We start from the raw sequence: 17,238 nt of genomic DNA, 5'->3' as shown, positions 1-17,238 counted from the left end.
GTGTTGAAAGATAATGGCCGCTACACCATAACAGAAGTCGCGGAAAAGATCGGCGTTACCACGAAGACCATCATGCGGTGGGAAAAGGCCGGCAAGGTCAAAAAGCCCAAGCGTGATTGGAAAGGCTGGCGTGTTTACATGCAAGAAGACCTGGACGCGCTGGAAAGGCTTGTGAACTCCGTTTATGAGATTTAAATTCCCGGACAAAGTGAGGATGGATTCCATGAAATTAAAGACTGCACTAATAAAAGGGGCCGCCAGCGTGCTGGTGATGATTCTGGCCGTGCCCTATGTTTCGGCCGAGCCGCTCGCGTACCGCGGCAATGACAGCGGCACCGATATGAATGGCACCAGCGCTGTAGTGGGGGATTATCCCGTGGCTTCCGTGGGATACAGCACCAACTACCAGACGCAATTCAGCCCGTATGCGAGCTTCATGAGCTCTCCTTACGGCCCCATGGGGTCTCCCATGTCCGCTCCGCCCACGGCTTATCAGCAGGGCCAGATGATGCCGGCCTACGCGCAGCAGCCGCAGCAGGGTGCGAACGATCCCTACGCGGCCAATGAAGTCTCCCCGTATTCTAAGTACTCGCCCTACGTCGAAATCATCGGCGAAGGCTCCGATTACACCCTGGGCGTGGACGACGTGGTCACGATCATCGTCCGCAACCAGCCTGATTTCTCGGGCCGCTACATCGTGGACCCGAACGGCAACATCCAGTACAACTTCGTCGGCGACGTCAAGGCCGAAGGCAAGACGAAAGAAGAGCTGAAGGCTGACATCACCGAGCGCCTGAAAGAATATGTGCGTTATCCCGACGTGGCCGTCATGATCTCGGAATACCGCAGCAAGAACATCTACGTGTTCGGCTTCGTTAACCGGCCCGGCAAGTTCGCCATGAAGGGCAATAAGATTACGGTGAAAGAAGCCATCGTGGCCGCGGGCCTTCCCCGCATGGACGGCTCGCTCAAGCGCGTTTATGTCATCCGTCCTTCGGAATTCCGCGACAATGACAAGGCCGCGAAGAAAAAAGTTGATTTGAAGAAACTGATCGAAAAAGGCGACTCGGCGGAAGACTTCCTGCTCCAGCCGGGCGACACGCTCGTCGTGCATCAGCGCTACTTCGACCGGTTCGTCAACGGTTTCTCGAGGCTCGTGGGCCCGCTCTTCCAGGCCGCGGCCGTTTATGAACTCGGCTTCGGCAGCAAAGACGGCGGGTTCATCTCCGGGGGGAAGAATAATTAATGAAACCCTGGCGCAAACATTTTTATCCCGGCCCGGCGCTTTACCGCACCTTTTTGTTCTGGCCGTTGATCGTAGCGGGAGGCCGGCTGGTATTTCGTATGGTTTTTAATGTTTGGGACATGATCGAAGGTTAACCGCCCGGACCGGCGGTACGTCATCCTAAAGGAGAATGGGAAACAATGAACATTACGAGTATGGGACAGTCGTTCCGATTGAGAGAATACTATTATATGGTGCTGCGGCACAAGCTGCTGCTGGCCATCACGGTGCTGGCTTGCGTGGTCGGTTCGGTCTCCTTCTCCTTTTCGCTGCCGAAGGTTTACCGGTCCGAAACGGTCCTGATGATCCAGAACGAGCAGATCCTGAACCCGCTGATTTCGGGTCTGGCCATCACGCCTTCCGAGCATGCGCGTCTCCGCGCCCTGCGCGAACAGCTGCTGTCTTGGCCGCGCCTGACGCTCCTGGCGGAAAAGCTGCAGCTCGACAAGAAGGTCAAGTCGCCGCTTGAATATGAAACCCTGATCCGCAACCTCCGCAACAATATTGACATCAAGATGCGCGGCGACGGCATCATCGTTGTGGCGGCCGATGCGACCGACGCCAAGCAGGCGCAGAACATCGTCGAAGCGCTGGCCACGATCATCGTCGAAGGCACGTTGACCTCCACGAACCTCCAGGCCAACAGCGCCATTCAGTTTATTACCGACCAGCTCGACCAGTACCGCACGAAGCTCGAGTCTTCCGAGACCAAGCTGCGCCAGTTCAGCGAGCTCTACAGCGCGACACTTCCTGTCGCCACCCGGCTCAACGAGCAGCTCGTGCAGCTCAAGATGGACCTCAACAACCTCATGGTCGACAACACGCCGAAGCATCCGCGCGTCATCCAGACGCAGGAACTCATCCGCCAGCTCGAGGAGCAGCGCGACAAGCAGTTCCGCGCGGCAAAAGATGCCGGCTTTGACGTCGGTGACGAAAATTACGCGCGCCTGGTTTCCAGCGTTCCGCTCCAGGAACAGGAGCTGGCCCGCCTGCGCCGCGACTACAACGTCAACAACAACATTTACCAGCAATTCCTCCAGAAGCTGGAGACCGCCAAGCTTTCGCAGACGCTCGAAGAGTCCGAAAAGGGCCTTAAGTTCAGCATGCTTGAGCCCGCGCGCCTTCCGCTGAAGCCGTTCAAGCCCAACCGCGTCATCATTTCCATCGCGGGCATTTTCATCGGCCTGGGCGCCGGCATCGCTCTTATTTTCCTGATCGAGATGAGCAACAACTCGATCCGCACCGTGGACGAAGCGCGGGAGCTTCTCGAGCTCCCGATTTTCGGCACGATCGCGACAATTAATCCCGAAGAGCTCCTGCTGGGAGAAAGGCTCAAAGCCGATGCCGCTGTATAAGCACTTTTTCGGGCTCAAAGAGAACCCGTTTTCCATTACGCCCGACTCGTCGTTTTTCTACCCGTCGGAGCAGCACCGCGCCGCGCTGGACGCGCTGATTTACGCGATCAAGCAGCGCAAGGGCTTTGTCGTGATCACCGGCCCCATCGGTTCGGGGAAGACGACGGTCGCCCGCACGCTTCTCAAGCGCCTGGACAGCAAGTTCAAGAGCGCGGTCGTGACGAACACGGCGCTTAGCCCGAAGGGTGTCCTCACCATGATTCTGGAAGACCTGGGCGTTCCTTATAAAGACGGTTCCAAGGACAAGCTGCTCATCCAGCTCAACCAGTACCTCATCCAGCAGATCATGGAAGGGTACAACGTCGTTCTCATTATTGACGAGGCCCAGAACCTGAGCCCCGCGTGCCTCGAAGAAGTGCGCATGCTCTCGAACCTGGAAACGGAAAAGGAAAAACTGATTCAAATTGTGCTGCTCGGCCAGCCGGAGCTCCGTAAAAAGCTCGAAATGGCCTCCCTCGAGCAGCTTCGCCAGCGCGTGGCCGTGCATTACCACATCACGCCGCTCAGCTACGACGAAACCAAGAATTACATTGTGCACCGCCTTGCCGCCGTTACCGCCAACGGCCGCACTGCGGAATCTTATTACGAGGAGGACGCTTATCGGGCGATTTTCGAATACACGAAGGGAATTCCGCGCATGGTCAACGTGCTTTGCGACCATTCTCTTCTGACGGGATTTGTCAAAGACTCGAAGGTGATTACCGGAGAGATCATTGAGGAATCGATCACCGATCTGCGCTTCCAAGGAGAAAAAATTTATGAGCAAGTTTAGCGATGCCCTGAACAAGATCCAGCATGACAGCGACAGCCCGGCCCCGAAGGCTCCGAAGGCTTCCAAGCCGGCGTCGTTCCGCGTGGCCGCGGAAGGAACCGAAGAAAAGAAGGTTGCCTGGGATGCGGGCATTAAACACGAGAAGAACTGCAAGCCCGACATCCGTATCGTCACGTACAATTTCCCCAACTCGCTCGTGACGGAACAGTACCGCATGATGCGCACCAGCCTGAAGAGCCAGCTCCAGAAGAGCGGCGCCCAGGTCATCCTTGTGTCCAGCTCGCTGCAGGGCGAAGGCAAGAGCATCACGTCGACTAACCTGGCCCTTTCTTTGGCGGAAGACCAGGACGTTCGCGTTGCGCTTATCGACGCGGACCTCAGAAAAGGCAAGATCCATGAATACATGGGTTTCGGCGGGACGAGAAAAGGACTCTCGGACCTTCTGACGGAGGAGTTGAATCCCAAAGAAGTATTCGTGAAGAATTCGATCCCGAACCTCTGCATCATGCCGCGGGGCCATCTGCATAAGAACCCCTCGACGCTCGTGAACTCGCAGAAGTTCCGTCTTCTCATCGCGGAGCTCCGGCTGTATTTCGACTACATCATCATCGATTCGCCTCCGATCATGTCGGTTGCGGATCCGGGCATCATGGCCCGCGACGTGGACGGCGTCCTCTTCATCATTCAGATCGGACGCACGCCCAAGAGCATGATCGCGCAGTCCAACCTGCTGTTCAAGCAGGCGGGTGCCCGGATGCTCGGTTACGTGCTGACCAACGTCCAGTATCAGTCGGCGGACTACCGCTACTATAATAACTATTATCTCGGTTACGGGCATGAGCTGGACAACACCAGCTTCAAGAAAAAAGCCCGCCATCACATGAAAGTGGCTGGGATCAATTTTGAAAACACCGAGAACAAATTCAATGCCTGGTGGCAGAAGCATGTCCTGAAAAGCGGGAAAAAAGCGATTTTGCCCGTCGGAACAGGGGAAGACCTTACAGAAACAGCGGAAATAAAGGGGTAAAATCCGAGCAAGGAAACCTGGAGGAAAAGTGCCGAAAGGTTCCTTGCTTCTTTTTATCCACTTAAAATAAAAGCATAAGGAAGGGATTTTTAGATGTCTAAATATCTTGTGACCGGCGGCGCCGGCTTTATTGGATCCAATCTCGTGGACGAACTTGTGAAACAGGGGAACAGCGTACGCATCCTCGACAATCTGTCCACCGGCTATAAGCATAACATCAATCCGGAAGCCGAGCTTGTGAAGGGCGACCTCCGCAACATGGCGGCGGTGAAAAAGGCCGTGAAAGGCATTGATGGTGTTTTCCACTTCGCCGCGGCGCGCGCCGTGCTGCGTTCCGTGGATAATCCGATCGAAACCGATCACATCAACGTCGGCGGCACGCTGAACCTTCTTGTTGCGGCCCGCGATGCCGGCGTAAAGCGCCTTGTCTTCTCGTCTTCTTCGTCCGTTTACGGCGAAACCAAGCAGCCCGTATTAAAGGAAACCGACCTTCCCGGACCCTGCTCGCCGTATGCCGCTTCCAAGATCATGGGCGAATACTACTGCAAGATTTTCACCAAGCTTTACGGCCTCGAAACCGTCGCACTGCGCTATTTCAACGTGTTCGGCCCGCGCCAGAATCCCGAATCCAAGTATTCGGCGGTCATTCCGATTTTCATCCAGGCGCTTCTCAATGATAAGGCCCCGGAAATGCACTGGGACGGCAAGCAGTCGCGCGACTTTTCGTACGTCGACAACGTCGTTGTGGGCAACATCCTGGCCATGAAGACGCCCAAGGCCAGCGGGGAAGTCATCAACATCGCCTGCCACGAAGAATATTCGATCCTCGACATGTACACGGAACTGCAGCGTATTCTTGGCAAGGAACACATCAAGCCCGTGATGAAGCCCAAGCGCGCCGGCGACGTCAGGCGCACCTTCGCGGATATCTCGAAGGCGAAAAAGATCCTGAATTTTAAGGTCCAGACGCGTTTCAAGGAAGGCCTCGAAAAGACGGTCGCTTGGTTCCTCGACTCCGGCCTCCTGGACCAGAAGAAGTCGAAGAAGAAAAGTTCCGGCAAGTCCCGGCGGCGTACCGTTTTAGTTTAACGGACTGCGGCCGAAAATACGATCTCAAGAGGGGCTTTCATCCATGTGCGGCATCGTTGGTTATATTGGTGACGGAAAAGTCGGCAACGTTTTATTGAAAGGGCTGTCGCGCCTTGAATACCGGGGCTACGACTCGGCGGGCATCGCGACGCTCGAAGAAGATAAAATCTCCATCCACAAGCAGGCGGGCAAGCTCCGCAACCTGAGCGAAGTGGTCCTGGCCAATCCCGTTGAGGGACGCATGGGCATCGGCCACACGCGCTGGGCCACGCACGGCGAGCCTTCGCAGGCCAACGCGCATCCGCATTCGGATTGCACGGGTTCCATCGCGGTCGTCCACAACGGCATCGTCGAAAACCATGCCGCGCTCAAAGACCTTCTCATCGCCCAAGGCCACGTCTTCCAGTCCGACACGGACACGGAAGTGCTTTGCCACCTCGTGGAAAACTACCATCTCAAGGAAAAAATGCCGCTCGAGGAATCGGTGCGGCGCGCGCTGAAGCAGATCGAAGGCTGCTACGCCTTCTGCGTCATGAGCACGCGCGAACCGGACAAGTTCATCGCGGCCCGCAACGGAAGCCCGCTCGTCGTGGGCGTGGGCGAAGGCCGTAATCTCGTGGCCTCGGATGCTCCCGCGCTCCTGGATTACACGCGCAACGTCATTTTCCTCGAGGATTACCAGATGGCCGTTATTTCGCGCGACAACGTCCGGGTGACGAACGTGAACGGCGAGGACGTCCCCAACCTGGTGACGAAGATCGAATGGGATGCGAAAGACGTCAGCAAGGAAGGCTTCGAACATTTCATGCTGAAGGAAATCGAGGAACAGCCCAAGGTCCTCGATGCGCTCGTCCGCAAGCGCGTCGGCAAAATCGCCGAGAAACGCGTTTTCGACGTGCTCCGCTTCGACGAAGAAACCCTGCGCAAGACCGAACGCGTCATCATCCAGGCCTGCGGCACGTCCTGGCACGCGGCGCTCACCGCCAAATTCCTTTTTGAAAAACTGGCCGGCATCCCGACCGAAGTGGATGTTTCGTCGGAGCTGCGCTACCGCACGCTCGTTCCTTTGAAGAACACGCTCGTCCTTTCCATCACGCAGTCCGGAGAAACCGTGGACACGCTCATGGGCTTGCGCAAGGGCAGGGATATGGGCTACAAGACGATTTCGATCTGCAACGTGCTCGGCAGCACCATCGCCCGCGAATCCGACGGCGTGATTTACACGCAGGCCGGGCCGGAAATCGGCGTGGCGTCGACCAAGGCTTACACGGCGCAGCTCGGCGTGCTCGTCGCGCTCAGCCTTTATTGGGGCCAGATCCGCGAAACGCTTTCCAGCCACGTGTATGAAGAGCTGGTCCATGACTTCCAGGGCATCCCGGCCAAGATGAGCGCGATCATCGCAGGCAAGGAAAAAATCCGTAAGATTGCCGAGAAATATTTCCGCGCCCGTGATTTTCTGTTCCTGGGCCGGGGCATCAATTATCCGAACGCGCACGAAGGCGCGTTGAAGATCAAGGAAATCGCTTACATCCATGCTACCGGCCATCCGGCGGGCGAAATGAAGCATGGGCCCATCGCCCTCATCGACCAGGACATGCCGGTCGTGTGCATCGCGCCGCATTCGCCGGTGTACGAAAAAATGTTTTCCAACATCCAGGAAGTCAAGGCCCGGAAGGGCCGCGTCATCGCCATCGCGAATCCCGGCGATACCAAGCTTGCTCAGATTTCAGACGACGTCATCGAGATTCCCGCGTGCAGCGAAATCTTGTCGCCTTTGCTGGTGGCGCTGCCGCTCCAGTACCTGGCTTATTATGTGGCCGTGCTGCGCGGAACCGATGTCGATCAGCCGCGTAACTTGGCCAAAAGTGTAACGGTCGAATAATGGCGCAGGTAGGGGAAACCGTTGACGGTCGTACGATGAATCCTTTCGCGTGTCAATTTTTGCCTGACCATTTTGTGGGCAAATCCCCGCTAACATTTGTCGGGCAAAGGGGTATAGTGCTGACAAGCGCAATCGGATTATCAAAATTTATTTCAAGCGAAGGAAGATACCCATGGAGAAAACAGCCTTGAACCAGACGTTAGAGCAGAAAATCCAGACGAAAACCATTCGCGCGGGCATCATCGGCCTCGGCTATGTCGGCCTTCCGCTCGCGGTGGAATTTGCCCACGCCGGCATTCGCGTCACGGGCATCGATGTCGACACCCGCAAAGTGGCGTCGGTCAACGAAGGCAAGTCCTACATCCAGGACGTGCCGCAGAACACCTTGAAAGACCTGACGTCGGCCAAGAAGCTCAGCGCGACAACGGATTTCAGCGTGATTTCCGAGCTGGACACGGTCAACATCTGCGTGCCGACTCCGCTTCGCAAGTCCAAGGATCCGGACATGTCCTATATCGTCGCGGCGGCCGAACAGATCGCCAAATACGTCCATCCCGGCATGCTTGTCATCCTGGAAAGCACCACGTATCCGGGCACGACCGAAGAAGTCATTCTTCCCATGCTCGAAGACACCGGCCTGAAAGTCGGGAAGGATTTCTTCCTGGCCTTTTCGCCCGAACGCGTCGATCCGGGAAACGCGACGTATCATACGCGTAACATCCCGAAGGTCGTCGGAGGCGTCACGCCCCAGTGCACCGAACTCGCGCGGCAGTTTTACGCGCTGGCCATCGAAAAAGTGCACGTCGTCAGCTCGACGCAGTCCGCCGAAATGGTGAAGCTGCTCGAAAACACGTTCCGCAGCGTCAATATCGGTCTCGTCAACGAAATGTGCCAGATGTCCGAAAAGCTCGGCGTCAATATCTGGGAGATCATCGAAGCCGCGGCCACGAAGCCGTTCGGTTTCATGCCGTTCTTCCCGGGCCCCGGCCTCGGCGGACACTGCATTCCGATCGACCCGCATTACCTGGCCTGGAAGGCGCGCAGCACCGGTTTCAGCCCGCGCTTCATCGACCTCGCCGATGCCGTGAATTCCAACATGCCGGAGTTTGTGGTCCGCAAGGCCCAGACGATCCTGAACCGCTCAAGCAAGCCCTTGCGCGGCACGAGCGTCCATGTGCTCGGCGTGACGTACAAGAAAAACGTTTCCGACTTCCGCGAATCTCCGGCGTTCCACATCATTGAGATGCTGGAACACGAAGGCGCGAAAGTCAGCTACACGGATCCGTATGTGCCCGAACTGATCACGGCGGGAACGGCGTACAAATCCGTCAACCTGGATTCCCAGCCCGTCAAAGCGGACCTGGCCATCCTGGTCACCGACCACGATCTGTTCGACCGCAAGCAGCTCGTCGAAAAATTTCCGGTGATTCTCGATACCCGCAATTTCTTCAAGGGCGCGAATTCCGAGAAAGTGGTCCGGCTCTAGGTCTCGAGGCCTGGGCCCACAGGAGGAGTGATGCAAGTCAAAAAAGAAAAAATTTCAATGCCGAAGCCGTTCGCCGATTATTTCGAGATCCAAGGGGTGGCCACGCTTCTTTTCACCCTCGCGGGACTCATCGCGTCCGGATATTTTCTGACGTATGCCGCTTCCGGAGGCCAGTCCTCGCAAGGGCTGCTGCAGGGCATCATCCTGAAGAACTCTGTTTTCGGCTGGTTTTGTGCCGTGGTTTTGGCGTTCGCCGCGCTGGTCTGCGGCAGCCTCGCCAATTTTTCCGCGAAAGCGTCTCACAAAACCACCTGGCGGATTTTCTGCGCGTTTTTCGCGCTGCTTTCCTGCCAGGAGGCCGCGTCCATGAAAGATTTTACGGGCTGGATGTATTTCAGCCGCTTCGAACTCGAGACCGCTCCCTGGGTGACGGCCATCGCGCTGATCCTTCCGTTCGTGGTCCTCGGTTACCGCCTTCGTGACGCGCTGCGCGAATCCGCGAAGAGCGCCGGATGCCTGGCTTTGGGCGCGGTGCTTTATGCCGCGGCTTCGGTGGCCCAGGCTCTGACGATAGGCGATGCCTACGCGGCGCGCGAGCATCAGCTTTGGCCCCTCGTTCTCATGGGATCGGCCGTCGTGAAAATGCTCGGCGCCTCGCTCCTATTCCTCGGTTTTCTTTTCCACGAACGTTTTTTGAGCGGCCAGTGGCAGCGTTTTGAGAAAGACCTTACCCCGGTCACGATCCCGACTCCCGAAAGTGAAGTCGCGGACTGGGCGCTCCGCATGATCGGCACGCCCACGCGTGACGAGATCCTCATGGACGACGAAGTGCGCCGCCGCGCCGGCGATCGTGCCGACGACCATCCCGAACGCAAGCGCCGCGTCCGGACCGAATGGGGGAAAGTCTAGCAATGTCGCTTCCGGTCCTCCATTCCGCCGCCGGGTACGGATTTTACCGGGCCTCGAAGAAACAGCAGGCCGTGGATTTTCTGTTCGCCGCCGCCTGCGTTCTCCTGGCCAACATGCCGGATTTCGATTTCCTTCCCGGCATCCTGGCCGGCAAAGCCGCTGCGTTCCACCGCGGCGCGACCCACAGCTTTTTTGCGGCGCTCGTCTGCGGCACCGCCTGCGCCTGGTTCTTTTCGAAGTTCCGCTCCGAGCGCTTCCGGGATTATTTTCCCGCGAGCTTCGGCGCTTACGTTTCGCATCTTGTGCTGGACCTCTTCGGCCGCGCGCCCAAGGGCCTGATGCTGTTCTGGCCTTTCTCGAAGACCCTGCATTACGGGCCTTTGACGGATTTTTCGATCAACATCCATGACCATCCGCTGGAGCGTGCCAACGGGTTTGCGAGTTTCTTCGCGGCCCTGGCCGAGCCCGGCATGATCCACACGCTTTGTTTTGAACTCACGCTTGTTTTCTTTTTCTGGTCGCTCGCGGCCCTTTTTTCGCCGCCGGCGCAAAGGCGGGAAAGGGAAACGCTTGCTTTTTGCCGCTTGGCCATCGCTGCCGTGTTTTTTGCGACGAGCGTCCTTGCCGGCTGATCTATGCCCAAATCCTTAGACAAATTATCTGTGATGGAATGGCCGGGTTCGCGTGAACGCCGCAAATCCCGTGCGCTCGACCGTTTTTACGCGGTGTGCCTTGTTCTTGCGGGCGCGCTCGCGGTTGTTTACTGGGCTTACCTTCTTTAAGGAAGCCTCAGGCCGGTGGAATCACCCCAGGATTTCTCATAGGACCGGCCTAATCCATGACCGTCCCGAGCGGACGTCATTCAAAGGAACACATTCATCATGACATCGTTGAAAAAACAAGCGGTTTCAGGGGTGAAGTGGCTGGCGATTAACCAGATCTTCCAGCGCGTCATCCGGGTCATCTCTTTTGCCATCCTGGCCCGCATGCTCGAGCCGTCGGTGTTCGGCCTTTTTGCCATGGCCTTCATCGCGATCGACGGCTTCAGCTTCATGAAGTCCTTCGGCGTGGACGGCGCGCTCATCCAGCGCCCGGTGGACGAAACGTTCGAAGATGCCAAACACACGGCCTTTTTCATGCTGCAGGGGACCGCGTTCGTCATCTTCCTGATTTTCGAATTGGCCGCGCCGCTCCTGGCCGGCCTGCTTAAAAACCAGGAAGTCCTCACGATCCTGCGCGCGCTGGGCGCCATTTTCCTCATCAACAATCTCGGGCGCCTTCCCAACGCGCTGCTCACGAAGAAGATGCGCTTCAATGTTTTGTCCATCATCGAGCTGGCGGCCTGCATCCTCAACGCGGTGTGCGCCGTCATTTTTGCCGCGATGTGGAAAAACGTATGGAGCCTTGTCGCGGCATACCTGATCAAGATGGTCTTTACCGCTTCGGCCACCTGGTTTTTCGAGCCCTACCGTATCCGCTTTGTCTTCAAGTGGAAGATCGCGAAAGAGCTTTTCCATTTCGGTAAATTCATGACGGGCATGGGCATCCTCGGTTTCATCACTTACAACATGGACCAGATCCTGATCAGCCGCATGCTCGGCGCCACGATGCTCGGCTTTTTCGTCCTGGCGCAGAACATTACGGCGTTCACGCAGCAGAACCTCCTGGCCCACGTCGGCCGCGTGCTGTTTCCGGCCTTTGCGGCGGCGCAGCGCGATCCGGAACAGGTCAAGCGCGGCTTCCTGAATACGGCGCGTTACATCTCCATCCTGGACATCCCTTTCACGCTCGGCATCATGGCGGTCGCGAAAGAATTCACCCTCGCGATGTACGGGCCCAAGTACGAAATCGTAGGGTCCCTCATCCAGATCATCGCCTTCGGCCAGCTCATCGGTCCCATTGTCAGCGGCACCGAAGCCGTCTACATGGCCTCCGGCAAGATCAATTGGAGCTACCGCCTTCAGCTTCTGCGTTTTTTCATTCGCATTACGTTTTTGATCATCCTGTCCCATTTCTGGGGCATTTACGGCGTCGCGGCTGTCCCGTTCTGCAACGCGTGCATCATGGTGCCGGTCCAGTATTTTCTCGTGCGCCGGCTGGTCAAGTTCACCTTCAAAGAATTTATCCGCAGGATGTATCCGGCCTTTCCGGCCACGCTGATCATGGTGGCTTCGGTGTACGCGGTCAAATGGGCTCTTTTCCGTTATCCGCAGCTGATTTTCTTCGACTTCCACCACGTGATGCCGCTGCTTTATTTTGCCGTCGTCGGCGGGCCCGTTTATTTCGCCAGTCTGTGGCTCATGGACAGGGCGCTCGTGAAAGACATGCTCGGCATGCTTCTGCCGCGGTTTTTCGAAAAGTCAGCCGCGCCGCAGAAAAAAACGCCCGTCATGCCTGCCGTTCTGCCGGAGCCTTAATCGCAGGATTTTCCGCCCGTGGGGCAATCCAGTCGTACAGGGAATGAGAATGCACAGAAATAATGCCGGACGCGAGGTGAGGCCGCTCAAGATCGCGGTTTTCCATAATCTCATCGCAGGCGGCGCCAAGCGCTATCTCGGCGACACGCTCCGGATTTTGAAAGCGCGGGGCCATCGCATTGATCTTTATTCGCTGAGGGAGCCGGGCGCGGACCCCATGGACCTGGGTGTCCTTTGCGACGCGGATTATCCGTATGACGCGGAGGCTCTGAAGTCGGTTTCGTGGCCGGTTTACAGCGCCGAAGTGATTGTGAATTTTATTTGCTTCCTGCGTTACGTCCGGGGGCTCGAGCGGATCGCCAAAAAAATCGCGGCGGACATCGATGGGCGAGGCTACGACGTGGTCTACGTCCATCCCTGCAAAACAACTCAGGCTCCGGCGCTGCTTCGCTTTTTGAAGACGCCGTCGGTTTATTGCTGCCATGAAGGCCTGCGTTCCGTGTACGAGAAAGATCTCACAAGAGCGCCGGCCAAGAAGGAAAGCGGGGTCGCTGCCAGGCTGGCCGCGGCCTGCCGCGCTCTCGGCGGGCGCATGCTGGAACGCGGAGACCGCGCAAGCGCGGCCGCCGCGGGACTCGTGCTCGCGAATTCGTACTTTTCCCGCGAGTCGCTTTACCGGACCTACGGCTTGTTTGCCGAAGTGGTTTATCTCGGCGTCGACGAGGAAAAATTCACGCCATCGCCGGTCCCGAAGGAAGATTTCGTTTTTTGTCCCGGAAGAATCGAATTCAAAAAAGGCTACGAATGGATTATTCGCGGCCTCGCCCGGATCCCGCAGGCCCAGAGGCCGGCGCTTGTGCTCGGCGGTTTTTACAGCCGGTACTGCAAGCCCGAAACCGATTTTTTGTCCGGTCTGGCGGAGAAAGAAAACGTCAGGCTCGAATTCGCGGATCTCCGGAGCGACGACAGTCTGATCGATCATTATCGCAGGGCCCAGGCCACAGTCTACCTGCCTTACATGGAACCGTTCGGCCTCGTGCCGCTGGAATCCATGGCCTGCGGCACCGCCGTCATCGGCATCCGCGAAGGCGGAGTCCGTGAAACAGTCGCGGATGGAAATGTAGGATTGCTGGTGGACCGCGATCCGGATGAGATTGCGGAAGCTATTTTGAGGATGAAGCGCGATACGGCTGAGCGCCGTACCATGGAAGCCAATGCCCGCGCGTATGCGGTTGCGAACTGGGCCATGGAAAAGGCTGTTGACGGCGTCGAGAAGGCCCTAAGCCAGGCGGCCGGCAAGGCAGGCGCGCATCCGCAGAGCGTATGAAAAGAGTCCGTGTTTTACTTTTGGCGCATGATTTTTCCCTGAGCGGGGCACCGCGTTCGGCCGCTGAGATTTTCGAAGACCTGGCCGGGGACGTGGACCTGCGCGTGCTTTCGCTGGCCGGCGGACCTTTGCGGCGGCGTTATGAAAATCTCGGCCCGGTGAAACTCTTGCTCGCGCTTCCCAAAGGCGATTCGCTGAAGAGGCGCCTGACAAGGAAACTGATTCGGGCCTGGGAACAGGCGCAGCTGAACGCATGGCTGTTTTCCTGGAAGCCGGAAATTATTTACGTCAATACAACCGCGGCGCTCAGGATTGTGGAGCGTCTGGATTTGCCGAAAGCGCGGGTGATCCTTCATGTGCGGGAGCTCAGCGCGGTCCTGCGGAACACGAAATGCGATCAGGACGTTTTGGCCCGCTATCCAACGCATTATATTGCGGCCTCGACGGCGGTGCGCGACATGCTCGTGCGCGAGCACAGCATCAGCGCGGACAAAATCGACGTCGTGCTCTCTTATATGCCTCGCGGAGAGGAATTCGAAAAATATACCGTCAAAAAAGATTTGTCCAAACGGCCGTGGGTTATCGGGGGCGCCGGACATCCGCGCTGGTGGAAGGGCGGCGTGCTGTGGCTTCAAATGGCCCGGGAGCTGTTGGATATTCTAGGTAAGGGAAATGTGCGATTTTCGTGGGTAGGCGCGGCGCGCGACGAACATGGGACGGGATTCCGGGAAATCGCGGGGAAGCTCGGTCTTTATGAGTCCGTGGACATTCTTCCGCCGGTAGAAAACCCGCTGGAACATTACGCGCGTTTTCACGTTTTTGCGCTGACCTCTTGGGAGGATGCCTGCTCGCGTGTGGTTTCGGAAAACATGAGTCTCGGCAATCCTGTTTTTTGTTTTAAAGATGGCGGGGGGGCGCCGGACCTTGCCGGAGATACAAACGCGGCAGTGGATAGTTTTTCTCCTCAGGCGATGGCAAAGTCCATCGCGGCGCTTTTGAAAGACGAGGCCCGATACCACCGTGTCTCAGCTGCGGCACGCAGCCGCGCGAAAACGGAATTTACGTCGTTCAATCAAGCCGGAAAGATCCTGCGGATCATGCAGCGGCTGCTGAGCGGAAGCGGGCAGGGAATGTCCGCGGTTCCGGACAGTTTGGGAACCGCCGTTGAGGCTTATCCGTTCCCCCCGGCTGCCAAAACTGGCAGTTTCTGATGGAAAAGAAAGCCCTGGATTTTATCGTCATCGGCGCGCAGAAGGCGGGGACCACCGCGTTGTACAAATATTTGGCGGCGCATCCCGGAATTTATCTGCCGCTTGTCAAAGAGACGAATTTCTTCAGCGACGACGAAAATTACCGCAAAGGCGGCGAGTTTTTATTTTCCGAGCATTACCGGAATGCGGCGCCTTCAAAAAAGTGGGGAGATGTTTCGCCCAGTTACATGGCCGGCGGATTTGCGGCGCCGGTGGAAGAGATCGCCCGCCGGATTTTCGTCCACGCGCCCGGCGTCAAGCTGATCGCCGCGCTGCGGCATCCGGTTGAGCGCGCCTATTCGCATTACAAAATGTCGGTAAGGAGGGGCTGGGAAAAGCGTTCGTTCGCAGAAGCGGTGCGGGAGCAAATGAGCCGCCGCGGCGAGGCCCTTGAACGTCCGACGGAAACAAACAGTTATCTTGCGTGGGGAGAATACGGGCGTATCCTGGAAATCTACGGGGAAAAGTTTGACCGTGACACTCTCTTTGTAACGACGGCTGAGGCCCTGGCCTCGGATCCCGGACGCATCGTGAAACAGATCTTTGCTTTTATCGGAGTCGATCCGGAGTTTACGCCGCCTAATCTGGGGAAGCGTTACCATGTCGGAGGCAAAGAGCGCAGGCTTTCCTGGCTGCCGAACGATGTGGACAAGATATCCTTTTTGCCGTGGAAGATAAGGCTGGCCTACCGCAAGCTGCCGTTGTCCTGGCGCATGTCGGCCAGGTTCTGGCTGGAAATCTGGAATACGAAACCGAGCCGGCAGGATTCCGGCGGTTTGCCCGCGCTGGATCCCGCGCTGCGGGAAGACCTGGTGCGCTATTTCTCGGCTGACGTGGGCCGGCTTGGCGAACTCGGGATCGAGACCGGATGGGAGGAGTGGCAGGCTTCACGCGCGCCGCTGACATGATGCTTTCGGTGACATGCGAAAACAAAGTTTACGAGGGCCGGACGCGTGATTTCGAGCGTCTCTACGGCCATTTGCGCGGCAAGACCGTGCTCGACGTTGGCTGCGGTTCGGGCTACGTTTCTTCGTATCTGCAGGAGCGCGGAAACGCCTGTTATGGGATCACGCTTTCCAGCCGGGAAGCGTCGCTTGCCGCGGGCAAGATGACTGACGCGCGCGTCGTGGATCTCGAGTCAGCTCGGACGCTTCCTTATAAGGAAGGTTTTTTTGACGCCGTCCTTTTTCTGGACGTGCTTGAGCATCTGAGGGATCCGAAGCGTACAATCGAGCTTGTGCTGCCTTATTTGAAACCGGGCGCGGAAATCATCGCGTCCATCCCGAATGTCGCCAATTTCGGCGTGAGGTTCGGACTGCTCTTCGGCAAATTTGAATATCAGGACTACGGCATCCTGGACCGGACGCACCTGCATTTCTTTACGCGCAAGACCGCGCGGGAATTGATGGAGTCCGCGGGACTGGCCGTGAAAGAGATGCGTTACACGCATCAGTGGAATCTGCCCAAGCTGATCCGCAAGCCCCTAGACTTCTGCGAATGGGAAATGCGGGAAAAGGTGACGCGGCAGTGGCCGGGATTGTTTGCGACGCAATTCGTCATTTATTCTCATTGTAGGGAGACTTGACCCATGACCGCCATATCGACAGCTTACCGGTTCGTGCGCAGAAACATTTTGGGAGTTCGTCCGAAGCTCATCAACGTTTACCGCATGCACCAGGAAAACCTGGGAGACAGGCAATGTTCGCCCAAGCTGTACTTTGATTTTTTGCAGGACGCGGAGGAGATGGACATCCTTCCGTACCACACGGCGAGGCGGGACAATATTTATAAGGATATCCGCGATCACGTCGTGATTCTGGGCGGCGGCGGCATTTTGATGTATGACCGGATCATGAAGCAGATCGCCTCCTCCGGCGCGCGCGCCGTCGTGCTGTGGGGCGCAGGGCACAATAACCACGGCGAGTCCGCTCTCCAAGGGATGCCGGATTATTTGAAGAAATTCACGCTGGCGGGCATCCGGGACGTCGTGCCGGGCTATGACTGGGTCCCTTGCCCGAGCTGCATGCATCCTGCCTTTTCTCGAGAGTACGCGATCAAGCACGATTACGTGATTTACGAGCATGCGGAATTTCCGATTCATCCGTCGATTCCCGGCCCGCGGATTACCAATTACGCCCGCGACTTCAACGAAGTCATCGCTTTTCTGGCTTCGGGCGAAACGGTCCTGACCAACAGCTATCACGGCGCTTATTGGGCGACCCTGCTGAACCGGAAGGTGATGGTCGTCGATCCTTTTTCGTCGAAGTTTTACGGGTTCAAACACAAGCTGCCGGTCGTTGCCGGGGAAGAATGGAAAACAAAATTGAAGGAATGCCGCAGTTATCCCGAAGCGCTGCGGGAGTGCCGCGAGCTCAATAA

17 protein-coding genes are annotated in these 17,238 nt (G+C 57.3%); all 17 read left to right on the top strand.

The genetic code is table 11. The features are described 5' to 3' along the window. The gene (locus VL688_11785) at positions 1 to 195 is read left to right on the top strand and encodes a MerR family transcriptional regulator (GenBank protein ID HTL48729.1); all 195 of its coding nucleotides are present in this window, start codon (positions 1 to 3) and stop codon (positions 193 to 195) included. Between the two features lie 28 nt (positions 196 to 223). After that, a complete protein-coding gene (locus VL688_11780) occupies positions 224 to 1,246 on the top strand; it encodes a polysaccharide biosynthesis/export family protein (GenBank protein ID HTL48728.1) in 1,023 nt (340 codons plus the stop codon). A gap of 179 nt (positions 1,247 to 1,425) precedes the next feature. Beyond that, entirely contained in the window at positions 1,426 to 2,640 is a 1,215-nt protein-coding gene (locus tag VL688_11775; protein HTL48727.1) for a GNVR domain-containing protein, read from the top strand. Next, a complete protein-coding gene (locus tag VL688_11770) occupies positions 2,627 to 3,472 on the top strand; it encodes an AAA family ATPase (protein HTL48726.1) in 846 nt (281 codons plus the stop codon). Before VL688_11775 ends, VL688_11770 begins: the two co-directional genes overlap by 14 nt. After that, on the top strand, positions 3,459 to 4,499 hold the full coding sequence (locus tag VL688_11765) for a CpsD/CapB family tyrosine-protein kinase (protein HTL48725.1): 1,041 nt from the start codon (positions 3,459 to 3,461) through the stop codon (positions 4,497 to 4,499). The genes VL688_11770 and VL688_11765 overlap by 14 nt, the downstream gene beginning before the upstream one ends. A 93-nt stretch (positions 4,500 to 4,592) precedes the next feature. Beyond that, on the top strand, positions 4,593 to 5,588 hold the full coding sequence (locus VL688_11760) for an SDR family oxidoreductase (protein HTL48724.1): 996 nt from the start codon (positions 4,593 to 4,595) through the stop codon (positions 5,586 to 5,588). Between the two features lie 43 nt (positions 5,589 to 5,631). Continuing rightward, positions 5,632 to 7,470, top strand: a complete 1,839-nt coding sequence (gene glmS, locus VL688_11755; protein ID HTL48723.1) for a glutamine--fructose-6-phosphate transaminase (isomerizing) — start codon at positions 5,632 to 5,634, stop codon at positions 7,468 to 7,470. 172 nt (positions 7,471 to 7,642) lie between these two features. Further along, the gene (locus VL688_11750; GenBank protein ID HTL48722.1) at positions 7,643 to 8,956 is read left to right on the top strand and encodes a nucleotide sugar dehydrogenase; all 1,314 of its coding nucleotides are present in this window, start codon (positions 7,643 to 7,645) and stop codon (positions 8,954 to 8,956) included. A gap of 30 nt (positions 8,957 to 8,986) precedes the next feature. Continuing rightward, the gene (locus tag VL688_11745) at positions 8,987 to 9,865 is read left to right on the top strand and encodes a hypothetical protein (protein ID HTL48721.1); all 879 of its coding nucleotides are present in this window, start codon (positions 8,987 to 8,989) and stop codon (positions 9,863 to 9,865) included. 2 nt (positions 9,866 to 9,867) lie between these two features. Next, entirely contained in the window at positions 9,868 to 10,497 is a 630-nt protein-coding gene (locus tag VL688_11740; GenBank protein ID HTL48720.1) for a metal-dependent hydrolase, read from the top strand. Positions 10,498 to 10,500: 3 nt separating this feature from the next. Beyond that, the gene (locus VL688_11735) at positions 10,501 to 10,647 is read left to right on the top strand and encodes a hypothetical protein (protein ID HTL48719.1); all 147 of its coding nucleotides are present in this window, start codon (positions 10,501 to 10,503) and stop codon (positions 10,645 to 10,647) included. 99 nt (positions 10,648 to 10,746) lie between these two features. Continuing rightward, positions 10,747 to 12,282 carry a lipopolysaccharide biosynthesis protein gene (locus VL688_11730; GenBank protein HTL48718.1) on the top strand — a complete coding sequence of 512 codons (1,536 nt, stop codon included), beginning with the start codon at positions 10,747 to 10,749 and terminating at the stop codon, positions 12,280 to 12,282. 49 nt (positions 12,283 to 12,331) lie between these two features. Then, positions 12,332 to 13,609, top strand: a complete 1,278-nt coding sequence (locus VL688_11725) for a glycosyltransferase family 4 protein (protein ID HTL48717.1) — start codon at positions 12,332 to 12,334, stop codon at positions 13,607 to 13,609. Next, entirely contained in the window at positions 13,606 to 14,820 is a 1,215-nt protein-coding gene (locus tag VL688_11720; GenBank protein ID HTL48716.1) for a glycosyltransferase family 4 protein, read from the top strand. The genes VL688_11725 and VL688_11720 overlap by 4 nt, the downstream gene beginning before the upstream one ends. Further along, positions 14,820 to 15,767 (top strand): sulfotransferase, encoded by a 948-nt coding sequence (locus VL688_11715; protein HTL48715.1) that lies wholly within the window; start codon positions 14,820 to 14,822, stop codon positions 15,765 to 15,767. The genes VL688_11720 and VL688_11715 overlap by 1 nt, the downstream gene beginning before the upstream one ends. Further along, positions 15,737 to 16,444 (top strand): class I SAM-dependent methyltransferase, encoded by a 708-nt coding sequence (locus tag VL688_11710; GenBank protein ID HTL48714.1) that lies wholly within the window; start codon positions 15,737 to 15,739, stop codon positions 16,442 to 16,444. The genes VL688_11715 and VL688_11710 overlap by 31 nt, the downstream gene beginning before the upstream one ends. A gap of 3 nt (positions 16,445 to 16,447) precedes the next feature. After that, positions 16,448 to 17,238: hypothetical protein (locus VL688_11705; protein ID HTL48713.1), on the top strand; the 791-nt coding region annotated here is incomplete at its 3' end.

It is taken from the genome of Verrucomicrobiia bacterium, from assembly GCA_035495615.1.
In the GTDB taxonomy this organism is placed as follows: domain Bacteria; phylum Omnitrophota; class Omnitrophia; order Omnitrophales; family Aquincolibacteriaceae; genus DATJFP01.
This window is presented reverse-complemented; position numbering and strand designations above follow the sequence as displayed.

What these genes read in the sequence shown, in the direction of transcription:
- glmS (HTL48723.1), top strand. Translation starts at nt 5,632, where the DNA reads ATGTGCGGCATCGTTGGTTATATTGGTGACGGAAAAGTCGGCAACGTT.
- VL688_11725 (HTL48717.1), top strand. Translation starts at nt 12,332, where the DNA reads ATGCACAGAAATAATGCCGGACGCGAGGTGAGGCCGCTCAAGATCGCG.
- VL688_11745 (HTL48721.1), top strand. Translation starts at nt 8,987, where the DNA reads ATGCAAGTCAAAAAAGAAAAAATTTCAATGCCGAAGCCGTTCGCCGAT.
- VL688_11780 (HTL48728.1), top strand. Translation starts at nt 224, where the DNA reads ATGAAATTAAAGACTGCACTAATAAAAGGGGCCGCCAGCGTGCTGGTG.
- VL688_11775 (HTL48727.1), top strand. Translation starts at nt 1,426, where the DNA reads ATGAACATTACGAGTATGGGACAGTCGTTCCGATTGAGAGAATACTAT.
- VL688_11735 (HTL48719.1), top strand. Translation starts at nt 10,501, where the DNA reads ATGCCCAAATCCTTAGACAAATTATCTGTGATGGAATGGCCGGGTTCG.
- VL688_11760 (HTL48724.1), top strand. Translation starts at nt 4,593, where the DNA reads ATGTCTAAATATCTTGTGACCGGCGGCGCCGGCTTTATTGGATCCAAT.
- VL688_11765 (HTL48725.1), top strand. Translation starts at nt 3,459, where the DNA reads ATGAGCAAGTTTAGCGATGCCCTGAACAAGATCCAGCATGACAGCGAC.
- VL688_11720 (HTL48716.1), top strand. Translation starts at nt 13,606, where the DNA reads ATGAAAAGAGTCCGTGTTTTACTTTTGGCGCATGATTTTTCCCTGAGC.
- VL688_11750 (HTL48722.1), top strand. Translation starts at nt 7,643, where the DNA reads ATGGAGAAAACAGCCTTGAACCAGACGTTAGAGCAGAAAATCCAGACG.
- VL688_11770 (HTL48726.1), top strand. Translation starts at nt 2,627, where the DNA reads ATGCCGCTGTATAAGCACTTTTTCGGGCTCAAAGAGAACCCGTTTTCC.
- VL688_11715 (HTL48715.1), top strand. Translation starts at nt 14,820, where the DNA reads ATGGAAAAGAAAGCCCTGGATTTTATCGTCATCGGCGCGCAGAAGGCG.
- VL688_11730 (HTL48718.1), top strand. Translation starts at nt 10,747, where the DNA reads ATGACATCGTTGAAAAAACAAGCGGTTTCAGGGGTGAAGTGGCTGGCG.
- VL688_11740 (HTL48720.1), top strand. Translation starts at nt 9,868, where the DNA reads ATGTCGCTTCCGGTCCTCCATTCCGCCGCCGGGTACGGATTTTACCGG.